The 14,891-nt window shown below is 50.4% G+C and carries 4 protein-coding genes; all 4 read left to right on the top strand.

What is annotated here, in order from left to right; genetic code table 11:
* The first annotated feature begins 34 nt into the window (after window positions 1-34).
* Window positions 35-5,221 (top strand): Ig-like domain-containing protein, encoded by a 5,187-nt coding sequence (locus ACFOE0_RS22425; protein WP_380712834.1) that lies wholly within the window; start codon window positions 35-37, stop codon window positions 5,219-5,221.
* 89 nt (window positions 5,222-5,310) lie between these two features.
* Window positions 5,311-6,711, top strand: a complete 1,401-nt coding sequence (locus ACFOE0_RS22420) for a TolC family outer membrane protein (RefSeq protein WP_248937906.1) — start codon at window positions 5,311-5,313, stop codon at window positions 6,709-6,711.
* Window positions 6,711-7,316: an OmpA family protein gene (locus tag ACFOE0_RS22415; protein ID WP_248937908.1), complete on the top strand. Its 606-nt coding sequence runs from the start codon at window positions 6,711-6,713 to the stop codon at window positions 7,314-7,316. The genes ACFOE0_RS22420 and ACFOE0_RS22415 overlap by 1 nt, the downstream gene beginning before the upstream one ends.
* A 429-nt stretch (window positions 7,317-7,745) precedes the next feature.
* Window positions 7,746-14,891 (top strand): retention module-containing protein (locus tag ACFOE0_RS22410; RefSeq protein ID WP_380712831.1); only part of this gene is annotated, 7,146 nt, incomplete at its 3' end.

Below are 14,891 nucleotides of genomic sequence, written 5' to 3'. Positions count from 1 at the left end.
TTTCACCTTCAGTATTAATGTTCCCGGCGCTGATTTGGCAGCTGACCCGGATGCAACAATTGATGCATCCGTCACCACCACCGATGCCGCCGGCAACAGCACCACAGCCACTGACAAAGAAGGCTACAGTGTTGATACTACCCCTGCCCCGGCCCCACTGGTTGAGTTCCAGGGGGCTGGCGCTGACGATATCTATAACATCGACGAGATTGGCATTGACGACACCGTCACCGCCAAGATCACTCTGGCCGTTGGCACGGTCATTGGTGACACTCTGGTTGTGAAAGATGGCAACGGCACTGTGCTGTTTGACGGCCCTGTCACCCAGGCAATGCTGGACGAAGGCCTGCTGGTTGAAGTGCCTGTCGCTGATGCAGTCAACAACGTCAACGTCAGTGCCCAGGTGACCGACAAAGCCGGTAACCCTTCAGCTGAAGCCAACGATACTGCCGGTGTCGACAATGTTGCACCAGAAGCCAGTATCACGCTGGATAGCAATATCACTGAGGATGACATCATCAATGCTGAAGAAAGTGGTCAGGTGATTGCCATCACCGGTACTGTCGGCGGTGATGTCCAACCTGGTGATACCGTCACATTGACCATCAACGGCAAGACCTTTACCGGCACTGTCGCCAATGATTTCACCTTCAGTATTAATGTTCCCGGCGCTGATTTGGCAGCTGACCCGGATGCAACAATTGATGCGTCGGTCACCACCACCGATGCCGCCGGTAACAGCACCACAGCCACTGACAAAGAAGGCTACAGTGTTGATACTACCGCTCCGACTATACCTACAGTCACCATATTGGATGATGTCCCAAGCGAAGATGGCACCATTACCGAAGCCGAACTAGGCAACGATAAGGTACAACTACAAGTCAATGTCGATCACTCTGAGCTGGAAAATGGCGGTCATGTAACACTAACAATCAATATTGGTGGTATAGCTCAGTCCGTCACACTTGTCTGGAACGTTGAAACTAATCAGCTAGAAAGTAGCCCATCAGACTTCCAGTTTGAATATGACTCAGTAAAAGGCACGATTACCTGGAATGAAGATGTCGCCGATGGCGAAACTATCACTGTCGACGCCACTCAGACCGATAAGGCCGGTAATACTTCTGTGCCAGGTTCTGACTCTGCAATAGTAGACTTGAGCCCCAGCGCCAAAGACGGCAGCTATGATGTAGGCGAGATCTTCACCTTCTCGGGTAAAGAAAATACCGACCAGGAAGATCTGGTCAGCGATGTCGTTGATGATGGCAAACCAAACGATCCGGCTGATGACGCTCCTCTGGCTATTAAGCTCAACTCGTTGCCAAGTGGCGGTACCCTTAAGTTCCTGAACAAGGAAACGGGTGAATGGGAAGATGTCACCGAAGCACATATTGGGCGTGACGACCTGTTTGATGAAAATACACAATTCGTATTTGAAGCAGAGGACTATCACTTCAGAGCTGGCGCCGGTGATGCTAATCAACACTCCGTAGAGCAAAATGGTATCACTGTATCTGCAGTTAAATTTACTGATATCCACAATGAAAATACTTTCACGGATGCCAAGCTGCAATTTGATAACGCAGACAATGAAAAAGGCTTTGGCGTAAACGGTAACGAAGTCAACGCACAAGAAAGTGAAGCCTTAGTTATCGAGTTTGGTAATGGTGATGTTTCTGATGTCACACTTAATGTGGGCAGTATTTGGGGTCATTTTGACGAAGATGGACATAATGCCACCATCCAAATAGCCCTTTATAAAGATGGTGTGCTGCAAGAATTGATACCTGTACCAGACCTGTTTAACGAGTTCGGTAAAACCGGTGAGGGCAGCATCAATATCAAAGGATATGGCGATTTTGACGAAATCCGTCTTTATGTCACTTCCGAAAACGGTGCTAACTCCAACTTCGTGCTACAGAGCGTTGAAGTGAATAACACACCAAGTTTTGACTACGAAGCCGTAGATTCTCACGGGCAAACTGATGGCGGCACCATCACCTTTGATGGCGAAACTGACAAACTTATCCACCTTCAGGATCCCGACTCACTGCTGGTGAGTGAAAAACAGCTGCAAAATGGTGATGTCGTTGCCGATGGCAAACTCAAAGTAAGTGCGCCTGATGGCCTCAGCATCATTACTATCACCATAGGTGCTATCAGTACAAATATTGACCTAGCTGAAGCTAACGCTTTCCCTCAGGAAATCATCGGTGAGTATGGTGTATTAACCATCCTGGGATATAGCACTGAAACCGGTGAAATCAGCTACAACTACACCTTGTCTGAAGGCCAGGATCACAGCAGTGGTAACACGCTAACAGATGAGTTCACCGTTACCGTTGAGGATGCAGATGGAGACACTGACTCCAGCACCATCAAAGTTGATATCAAAGACAGTGAACACAAAGCCAAAGACGATTCTGCAGACCTGGACGTTTCGCCAGTAAGTATTGGGATTTCCGATATTAAAGCTGGCTTTGACAGTCAGGAGCTCAGCAGCGACGAAGCTGAAATTGAGTGGGGCTATGGTATCGGTGATGACGACGACGGCAGTGAGTACGAGTTTGAGCCTGCCGATGATCTCAGTGTTGATGTAATGCTTAGCGGTGGTCGTTTTGTGCTGGGCGAATTTGAGCACGAAAACAACACTATTACGCTGAATGACACGGTTATCACCTCCACCACACTGAACATTCAACTGAACATTGGCGGCGAACTGGTATCTATCGCAATTCCAATCAGCCACGATGAGACTGCAAACGGTAATGGCAGCGATCCTGACACTGTCACCATGACTCTGCCAGAAGGATACGAATTTACCTACGGTGGCGTGGAGTATGTACTGAACATTCTCGGCTTCCTGTCGGAAGACAGTAACGGTGAAGGTACACCGGTACTGAGCTTCTCTACCCCCGAAGGTGGAGAGAGTGAGTATGAGATTGTAGCCGAAATCAAGCCGGTACAGTCCGATGCACCGAGTGTTACCGGAAACGTGTTGAACAATGATCTCGCTGGTGCAGATACAGATGAACATGCCGAATCCGACAAAGGTATTACCCTTGTCGGTGTAGAGGCCGGTGACAAGGGCGACGGACATACCTCAGGTAACATTGGCGTCGAAATCCAGGGCCAATACGGTGTACTGACCCTGAATGCGGACGGTAGCTACACCTATACCCAAACCGAGTCGCTGCCAGATGGCGAAGCAACAGCCAAAGATATATTCACCTACACCATTGAAGATGAAGATGGCGATAAATCGAGCGCGACACTGACCATCAACCTTTCCACCTCTACGCCACCGGAACAGGTGGATGGCGTCATGGGTGGAGACAGAGTTGAGCTTGAATTGGACGATGACGACGTCATGGAAGATGGCTCAGATTCTGACACTGAAGATCTTGAATTCACTGCAGGAAACTTCGATGTCAAAAACATAGCCTTTGCTCACCCAGACAACATGAAAATCACTGTTGATGGTTTGGATGAAAGTGATAACAACGAACTTAGCTGGAATCCGGGTGGAAATGGCACCTTGGTAGGCAGCATCAATGGTGTAGACGTCATTATTCTGTCTTTGGCTTACGACACAATCACAGCTGGAAACGAAGGCGATGTGGATGTAACAGCTGAGCTGTTGGTACCGCTCAAGCACCTGCCAGGTACTGACGAGCTGACCATATCCGGTATTGAAGTTATCGCTACTGATACAGATGGAAATCAAGCAAAGGGTACTGTTTCTATTGAAGTAGAAGATTCAGAGGTGTCAGCTGAATCAATAAACATAGAAAACATCACTGCCGCAGGAAGATACTCAGGTACCTTCAATGTGTCTGGTGCCGATGATGGATTTACCGCAGACCTCAGCGGTAATATCACAGGTTGGAGCGAAGCAAATACCAGCGCCGACTCAGGTCTTACTCATATGGGTAAAACCGTTTATTTCCGAGTAGATGCAGACAATAAAGATGAGCTTGTAGCCTTCGTTATCAATGGCGATTCAGAGGAAACATTGTTTACTCTGACTTTAGATCCAAATTCAGACTCCTATGTATTGGATGTATATCAGCCACTTCAGTCCAGCATAACTTCCACCACTGTTAAAACAGAAAATGGAGGCGGCAATAAGGATTACTTTGTTATCAATGCTGATGGTTCAGGAGTACACACCGACGACAAAGGTGATGCAAAGATCTACTTCTCTGCCACAGCTTCGCAATCAACAGTCAACGCCAATAGTAAAGGCATTGGAGCGGGTAATGGTCTGCATACGTCCGGTACAGATACATTAAATGCTCACTTCCTTGAGGGAACAAATCAGGTCAGCTTTAGCTTTGTAACCAAAAACGGCGATCCTTTCACCAATGCAGTAACCTATAAGCTTTATCTGGCTGATGGAACCGTAGTTGAAGGCGCTGGCAAGACAGTCCTGTCCGGCGAGACTATCAGTAGCAATATTGCCATCACCAAGATTGAGCTGTCCTATCCATCGGGCAGCAATGCAAATGGTGACGGCTTCCTCGTTAACGGTATGAGCGCCTCTACAGGCACTGTTGATGTATCACTGAATGATCTCACTGCAGATATTATTGACAGCGATGGCGACAGAGAAACTATTGATATCGACCTTGAGTTCAAGGGATCGGGTGATGCTAATGTTCGTGATATTGCTGATGGTGAAACACTCACAGGTGGCAGCGGCATAGATGTCCTCCAGGGTAGTGCCGGAGCAGACACATTAAATGGTGGCGCTGGCAACGACATCCTGCAAGGTGGAGAAGGCACAGATACACTGATTGGCGGTTTGGACGACGATACTCTGATTGGTGGCCTGGGCGCTGACACCTTCGTTTGGCAGCAAGGAGATACCGGCAGCGATATCATCAAAGACTTCAATAAAGATGAAGATATCCTGGATATCAGTGATCTGCTGATTGATGTTGCGGATAGAGATCTCAGCGAGATCCTGACGATCTCGACTACAGAAGATGGAAGATCGACCAGGATCACTATCAACACTGACAATGACTCAGATATCGAGCAGGAGATCATTCTTGACGGTGTTGTGCTGGGCGATGCAGATGTCATCAATGGCTTGCTGACCCGGGGCGCTGAGCCTACGTCTCAGCAATCCCACACCGAAACCTCGGAGCAAAGCAACAACCAGCAACTTGAAGCACTGGTTGATGAGCTGAATCTGAAAATCATTCCTTAATTTTAACGGATCCGTGGTGGCTGGCGTCACCACGGAAACTGTCACAGCTGCGTTGTGACACCACAATCAGGCTCTTCAGGGAGAAGACCATGAGCACACTCAAGCACCTTGCCAAAGTAACTGGAACTGCTTTGGCTGTCGCTGCAACTATGCTGCCAATGAGCAGCTACGCCGACACGCTGGAACAGGCGGTAGCCAAAACACTGGATACTCATCCGGAACTTCGTATTGTATTTAATCGATTCAAAGCCAGAGAGGCACAGGTAGATCAGGCGTTTGCTGGTTATCTGCCAAACGTTGAGGTCTCTGCAGGCTGGGGAGTTGAAAACACCAACAGCCCCTCTACCCGACGCAACCCTCTGAATGGAGCGGTTGGTGAGCGCGATACAGAACTCAAGAGAGGTGAAGCTGGAGTCAGCATTCGTCAGATGTTGTTTGACGGCTTCCTGACCAGCAGCGAAGTTGACAGAGCCAGGTTTGAAGTGACTGCTGAACAGTGGAACCTGGCTGCAGCAGCAGAAGATATGGCGCTGGAAGTTGCCCGGGTGTATCTGGCCTATATGCAGGCCGAACAGGTGCTGACACTGGCAGAAAAAAACCTGCAAACTCATCAGGACATATACAGCCAGATCAAACAAAGAACCGACTCGGGTTTGGGATCTACCGCGGATCTTTCTCAGATCTCTGGTCGTTTAGCCCGCGCCAATGCCAATGTCATTTCGGCCCGCAACAACCTGTTTGACACCATCTCGGCCTATAAGAAGGTAACCGGCACACAGCCACAGGATGTGATTATGCCGGTTGCCGACGCAGATATGTTGCCAGCAAGTATTGAAGATACCCTTAAGTTGGCAGGTGAATATCACCCGGTACTCAAGTCTGCCAGTGAAGATATCAAGGCCGCAGAGAGCCAGAAAGAAGCCACGGTTTCCTCCTATTACCCCAGCATTTCCCTCGAGCTTTCAGGTAATTGGAACAACGATCTGAATGGCGAAGACGGCCGCAGTTTTACCAGCGACGTGGGTGGCCACAGCAATGACCTGCAGGCGATGGTGCGCATGCGCTACAACCTGTTCAATGGTGGTGCCGACTCCGCTCAGAACCGTGAAAATGCCTATAAGATCGCAGAGGCCAAAGAGATCCGCGAAAGAGCTTTTCGTCAGATCTCCGAGGGGGCCAGTTTGGCCTGGAATGCCTATGAACTTCTGCCCGAGCAAAAGCTATTTATTCGTGAACATGTTGTTGCAGCAAAGGAAACTCAGGTAGCCTATGGCCAACAGTTCAACCTGGGTCAGCGATCTTTGCTGGATCTGTTGGACACTGAAAACGAATTGTTTGAGGCCAGGAAAGATTACCTTCAGGCAGAGTTTGACGAACTGCTCGCGCAGTATCGTGTCCTGAATGCCACCGGCCAACTGCTTGATTCGCTGAGAGTTACCCGCCCTCAGGTATGGAGCGGCGAAGAAAATTATAAAGGAGGGGCATTTTAATGAAACCATTGAGTATTGCCGTAATGGCACTGCTGCTGAGTGCGTGTTCAAGCAACATTATCACTATGGATACGCCAACTGCTCAGGTGAAAGATCTGCGCGATTTTGATCGTGATGGCGTGATCGAGGCCCGAGAGCGCTGTGATGAGACCCTCGAAGGGGCCAACATCAACAACTATGGCTGCGGACAGATCAAACCGATCAATGAACGTCGTGAGCTGAAAGTGCTGTTCGCCAATGACTCTTACTATCTGGATCCCAAATATTATGGCCAGGTGGAAGAGCTCGCAGAATTTATGCGTCAGTACCCCAACACCAAAGTCACTATCGAGGGACATTGCAGTAAGGTGGGTTCCTACGAGCACAATCTGGACTTATCGCAGAACCGCGCAAACGCTATTACTGCGCTGCTTGCAGAGCGATTTGGTATCAGCCCATCCAGGCTGACTGCCGTAGGTTACAGCTTCGATCGCCCGGTAGATCCAACCCACACTCCTCAAGCCCATGAGCGTAATCGACGGGTGATTGCAGAAGTCGTAGGTGAGGACACGACAGCGGATATGAAGTGGAATATCTATACAGTCGATGACTCCCACAGATTGTAATCGACAAAAAGGCAGGACTGGTTCCTGCCTTTTTTAATTTTTCCCTCCCGGAATTTTACAATCCTCCCCTCGTCAAGCTCCCGAATCCAGAGGGCTATCCCCATCTTCTCCATACCTAACAAACAAGTTTTTAACAGGTCGGATGAGTAACGCCATTCACGTGTTACAATGTGTAACACTCAAGTATTAGCAGTCGCATCATCGACTTACATCCAGTGCGTTTATTTATATTAAGTTTTTCTGATAGTTTTTATTACTTTTTTAACAGCTTATCCCAGTGTTATATCCCGCTGAAAATTGACGCAAAACCCACACTCCTTTAACATCTATACTCTTTCTTGATAATTAGTGTTTTACACTGCCTTGTAGGGTCATTCTGCACACAGATAATTCTGACCCGGATAGCTTAGCCTGTTGAGGACTGTCCACATGGGAACATATACCACCCCAAAAGCCGGTTTATTGAAGTATGTAAATGGCGAAATCGTCATTCAAAATAGCTCCACAGAACAATCTCTCGAAGCCGGGGAGAGGGTTCAGGCCGGAACAAATCTCTCCATATCTGACGATACCCAGTTTGTTTTGCTTCTTGACGATGGTACGGAGATCACCGAAAAGGATATCCAACCTCCGGTAGAGCAAGCCTCTGCCGATGATGCCTCACTGCAGGCAGAGATCGACGCGATCCAGCGTCAGATCGAAGAAGGTTCAGATCCTACTGAGGAGTTACCTGACACCCAGGCAGGTCAGGCGACTCAGGGACACAGTGGTTACGTCTCGATTGACAGGACAGGGCAATCTACTCAAGCCAAGGCAGGCTTTGACACCAGTGGTCTTAATCAAGAAAGCGATCTCAGAGTAGAGGACACCGGCTTCAACAGTGTAGTGCGTGCAGAACTGACACTGACTTTTGATACTCCTCCAGTTACAGGCGATACCACTCCCGTTATTACAGGTAGCTCCAATGCTGCTCCAGGCAGCATTATCACACTTGTCATTACCGACTCTGAAGGCAATCAGCAGACAGTAACTACCGTAGTTGGCCCCGACGGCAACTTCGCAGTTGAAGTTCCAGCTCCTCTCCCCGAGGGCCCTTATATCGTCGATGGTACGGTCACAGATCCCGATAACAATACAGGAAGTGGTAATTTCACTGGCGTTGTCGATACAACGGCGCCGACTGTTGCTATCTCTATCACTGAAGACAGCAATAATGACGGTTTTATCAATGATCAGGAATTGGAAGGTGATATCCAGATTCTTGTCACACTGGGTGAAGGCACACGTGTTGGTGACAATCTGGTGGTTACCGATCAGGCTGGCAATGTGCTGTTTTCAGGCCCTGTCACTCAGGAAATGCTGGACAGTGGCCTGACTCTGTCAATGCCTGCCCCGGCAACCGGATCGCAGATCTCTGTCACGGCCACGGTAACCGATCCCGTTGGCAATGTAGCGTCGAACAGCGATTCAGCCACCCTGGATTACGGCAGCAGTGCACCGACAGCGCCAACTGTTGTGATTGACACTGATACCAACAACGATGGCTATATCAACGATGACGAGCTGGATGGCCAGATAAACGTCAGCATAACCTTTGGTGAGGGTACAGAAGTCGGCGACAATGTCGTGATTACCGATCAGGACGGCAATGTCATCTACTCTGGCCCTGTCACCCAGGACATGCTGGATAACGGACTTCAGGTCGCGATAGATCCACCACCAACCGGTACCACTCTTGTTATTGATGTGACTGTAACTGACCCTGCCGGTAACACAGCCGAGGGCAGTGACAGCGCAACTCTGGACTATGGTTCAGGTACGGGAGCTCCTGCAGCTCCTGTTGTTGTGATCACAGAAGACGCCAACAACGATGGCTATATCAATGCCAGTGAGCTGGATGGTGAGATAGATTTCACGGTCACACTGGGGGCTGGTACTGAAGTGGGTGATACCATTGAGGTCACAGACCAAAATGGCAATGTCATCTTCTCTGGTACTGTGACTCAGGAGATGCTGGACAATGGCCTGAGTCTCTCAGTCCCTGCTGCTAATGGCCCGCTTGAGATCACAGCAACAGTCACAGATCCCGCAGGCAACAGTGCTTCGGGCAGCGACTCTGCGATCGTTTCTGTTGTTGATCCACAAGAACCCAACGACCCAATTGTGACCATTGATGAAGATGCCAACAATGATGGCTATATCAATGATGATGAACTTGATGGTCAGGTTAATATTACTGTGACTCTGGCCAGCGGTACTGAGGTGGGCGACACCATCACAGTGACGGATCAGGATGGTAACGTCATCTTCTCTGGTCCCGTTACCCAGAACATGCTGGATAATGGCCTGCAACTCGCCATAGATCCGCCTGCGTCAGGCACCACTCTGGAAATTACTGCCACCATTACTGACCCAGCCGGCAATACCTTTACCGGTAGTGACAGCGCCACTCTGGATTATGGCTCAGGAGATGGTGCCCCCGCTGCACCGACGGTCAATATCGTCGATGATGTCAACAATGATGGTTACATCAACGGTGATGAACTTGATGGCAATATCGACGTTGAAATCACGCTGGGAAGCGGCACAGAAGTAGGTGATACGGTCATCGTCACCGACCAGGATGGTAACGTTATTTTCGAGGGTACTGTCACCCAGGACATGCTCGATAATGGCCTGACGGTTTCCTTCCCTGCCCCAGCTCCTGGTACAGATCTCGAAGTCACAGCAACTGTAACTGATCCGGCAGGAAATAGTGCTGAAGGCAGCGACAGCGCCACTCTGGATTACGGTTCCACAGCACCCTCTGCCCCAACTGTCACCATAGAAGACGACACCAATAATGACGGTGTAATCAATGACGCTGAGTTGGATGGTCAAATCAATATCTCTGTGAATTTGGGGGCAGGTACCGCTGTTGGTGATACGGTTCAGGTGACTGATCAGGATGGCAATGTACTCTACACAGGCCCGGTTACTCAGGACATGTTGGACAATGGCCTGTCATTGACTATCGACGTCCCTCCCTCTGGTACCACTTTGGAAATTACCGCTACGGTTACCGATCCGGCCGGTAATACAGCCGAAGGCTCAGACAGCGCCCTGCTTGATTACAGTGGCAACCCACCGGGCCCGGCAGCGCCAACTGTACAGATTACGGAAGATACCAACAACGATGGCTACATCAACGATGCCGAGTTGGATGGCCAGATAAACATAAGTGTGACCCTCAGCAGCGATACTGAGATCGGCGACACTATTGAGGTGACTGACCAGGATGGCAATGTCATCTTCAGCGGCACAGTGACTCAGGACATGCTGGATAACGGCATTGCTCTTCTGATCGATCCTCCTGCCACAGGTACAAATTTAGTCATCACAGCAACAGTCACCACTCCTTCCGGTAATACAGCAAGTGGCAGTGATAACGCCTTGCTCGACTACGGAAGTGGCAGCGGTGCCCCAGCCTCTCCTACTGTGACAATTACCGAAGATGCCAACAATGATGGCTACATCAATGATGCGGAGCTCAACGGTCAAATTAACTACCAGGTCACTCTGGGAGCTGGTACTCAGGTAGGCGATACCATCACAGTAACGGATCAGGATGGCAACCAGCTTTATTCAGGTCCTGTTACTCAGGATATGCTGGATAACGGTCTGCAGCTCACCATGGATCCGCCTGCTTCCGGCACGACTCTGGTGATCACCGCAACAGTTACCGATCCTGCGGGCAATTCAGCCTCTGGTAACGACTCAGCGATATTGGATTACGGTTCCGGCACTGGTGCTCCAGCCAGCCCAACAGTCTCAATCGATAACGATGCCAACAACGATGGCTACATCAATGGTGATGAGCTGGGCACCCAGATCGATATCACTATTGAAATGGGCGACGGTACCGAGGTGGGCGATACCATTACTGTTGTCGATCAGAATGGCAATGTCATCTTCACCGGCCCAGTGACCCAGGAGATGCTGGATAATGGTCTGCAGCTATCTATTGATCCGCCTCCTACCGGCACAGATCTCACCATTACGGCAACAGTTACCGACCCTGCAGGTAACAGCGCAGTAGGCAGTGACAGTGCAACTCTGGATTATGGCGATACTGCTCCCTCTTCGCCGACACTGACAATCACTGAAGATGCCAATAACGATGGCTATATCAATGACAGTGAATTGTCCGGACAGGTGGATTACAGCATTACTCTGGGTGCTGGGACTTCTGTAGGGGACACCATCACAGTAACGGATCAGGATGGCAATGTAGTCTACAGCGCTGTCGTGACTCAAGAGATGCTGGACAATGGGCTGACACTATCTGTTGATGCCCCACCAACCGGCACCAATTTACAACTGACTGCAACAGTTACCGATGTTGCTGGCAATACCGCATCAGGCAGTGATTCGGCCCTGCTTGATTATGGTTCAGGAACAGGTGCTCCCGCCGCACCGACCGTTGTCATCACAGAAGACAGTAATAACGATGGCACTATTACCAACGATGAGCTTGATGGTCAGATAGACGTTTCGATAACACTGGGTGCAGGTACCGCTGTGGGCGATACCGTCACCGTCACAGACCAGGACGGCAATGTAATCTACACAGGTGTCGTGACTCAGGACATGCTGGACAATGGTTTGACTGTGGCCGTTAATGTCCCGCCATCAGGTACTAACCTCATTGTCACTGCTACAGTAACCGATACAGCAGGTAACTCTGCTTCAGGCAGTGATTCAGCAGTGTTGGATTACACAGAAACCCCTGCTCCTCAGGCACCCACCGTTGTACTGGAAACAGATGCTAACAATGACGGTTACATTAGCGAAGATGAGCTTAATGGTGGCCAGGTAAACATCACTGTCACTCTGGCTGATGACGCTCAGGTGGGTGATACGCTGGTCGTAACGGATCAGGATGGTAACGTCATCTTTGACGGTACCGTTACCCAGGATATGCTGGATAATGGTCTGCCGCTCAGTATTGATCCGCCTGCAACTGGCACTCAACTTGAAGTTACCGCAACTATCACAGACGCCAATGGCAATTCTGCAGCAGGCAGTGATAATGCCGTCCTTGACTATGGTTCAAGCGCGCCATCTTCCCCGACAGTTACCATTACTGAAGACACAAATGATGACGGTTTTATCAACGACGCTGAGTTAAATGGTCAGATAGATATCACTGTTTCACTGGGTGCCGGAACGGCAGTGGGTGACACCATTGTGGTTACCGATCAGGATGGCAACACCCTCTACGACGGCCCTGTGACCCAGGATATGCTGGACAATGGCCTGCAGCTATCCGTTCAAACCCCGCCTTCCGGAACCACCCTTGAGATCACTGCCGAAGTCACTGATCCTGCTGGCAATAGTGCCAGCGGTAGTGACAGTGCGATCCTGGATTACGGCACTGATGCACCAAGCTCACCAACCGTTGTACTGACTACAGACAGCAATAATGACGGTTATATCAGCGATGACGAGCTTGATGGTGGCCAGGTAGCAATTGACGTGACTCTGGGAGATGGCACCCAGGTAGGTGACACCATAGTCGTTACAGATCAGGACGGCACAGTCATCTTTGAAGGGACTGTAACCCAGGAAATGCTGGATAATGGCCTGCAGCTCAATATAGATCCGCCTGCTACCGGGACTAACCTGGAAGTTACAGCAACGGTGACAGATCCCGCCGGTAATATAGCTAATGGTTCTGATTCTGCCACTCTGGATTATGGTAGCGGCGCGCCAACATCACCGACTGTGGTTATTACAGAAGACAGCAATAATGACGGTTACATCAATGATGGTGAACTCGCCGGTCAGGTAGATATTTCAGTCACTCTCGGTGCAGGAACTGCCGTTGGTGACACTATCGTTATCACCGACCAGGATGGCAACGTACTGTTTGAAGGTTCTGTCACTCAGGACATGCTGGATAACGGCGTCGATCTCGCCATAGATCCGCCTGCCACCGGCACCACGCTGGAAATCACAGCTACCATCACAGATCCGGCTGGCAATACCGCCGAGGGCTCTGACAGCGCCACCCTGGACTATGGCGTGGGCAGTGGCGCCCCTGCCGCCCCAACAGTCACCATTGATGAAGATGCCAACAACGATGGCTTCATAAACAATGCCGAGCTTGATGGACAGATCGATATTACTGTGACTCTTGGAGCCGGAACCGCTGTCGGTGATGCTTTGATCGTCACCGACCAGGATGGCAATGAGCTGTTTAACGGCACGGTAACCCAGGCCATGCTGGATAATGGTCTGCAACTGGCAATAGACGCGCCAGCTACAGGAACAACCCTCACAGTAACAGCGACTGTTACAGATCCAGCTGGCAATACGGCCAACGGTAATGATTCCGCCACGTTGGATTATGGCAGCAGTGCCCCAACAGCGCCGACAGTGGTTATCACAGACGACGCCAATAATGATGGCTACATTGATGGCACTGAACTTGATGGTCAGATAGATATCAGTATCACACTGGGGTCAGGCACCGAAGTAGGTGATGCGATTACAGTGACCGATCAAGATGGCAATGTCATCTTTGAAGGGACTGTGACTCAGGACATGCTGGACAATGGGCTTGATCTCACTGTCAATCCACCGGCATCCGGCACAACGCTGGAAGTTACCGCCACGGTTGAAGATCCTGCGGGTAACAGTGCTCAAGGCTCTGATTCTGCCACCATTCTTGATACCCCTGCGGGTCCAAGTGTCCAGATCACTGAAGACGCCAATAACGATGGCTACATCAACAGTGATGAACTTGATGGCCAGGTGGGTATTCTGGTTCAACTAAGCAGTGATACCCAGGTAGGCGACACTTTAGTCGTCATGGCCAATGGCGTTGAGATATTTAACGGTACCGTCACTCAAGACATGCTGGATAACGGCCTGTCATTGGAGACAGCTCCATTGCCAACAGGCGAAACACTGACTGTTACCGCAACCCTGACCGATGTCGCAGGCAATACTTCTCAAGGTAGTGATAGTGCAACCTTTGATTATGGTGATACTGCGCCTTCTGCCCCAACGGTCACCATTACCGAAGATGCCAACGACGATGGCTACATCAATGACGCTGAACTCGACGGTCAGGTGAACATCACCGTCACCCTGGCCACTGGCACTGAAGTGGGTGACACCATTGAAGTGACCGACCAGGATGGCAATGTCATCTTCTCAGGTCCGGTCACTCAGGAGATGCTGGATAATGGCCTCGACCTGAGCATAGATCCGCCTGCCACCGGCACTGAGCTGGACATTACCGCCACGGTCACCGACAGCGCCGGCAACAGCGCCGAAGGCACTGACTCCGCCACTCTGGATTACGGGGTGGGCACCGGTGCCCCGGCAGCACCGACCGTGGTGATTGATGAAGATGCCAACAACGACGGCTACATCAACGACACTGAGCTGGATGGCGACATCAACATCACCGTCACCCTGGGCGCGGGTACCGCCGTCGGCGATACCCTGATTGTTACTGACCAGGATGGCAATGAGCTGTTTAACGGCACCGTGACCCAGGCCATGCTGGATAACGGCGTGCCG

It is taken from the genome of Shewanella submarina, assembly GCF_042646185.1.
GTDB lineage: Bacteria > Pseudomonadota > Gammaproteobacteria > Enterobacterales > Shewanellaceae > Shewanella > Shewanella corallii.
Note: the sequence above shows the minus strand (reverse complement) of the source record. Positions and strands in the feature narration are given on the sequence as shown.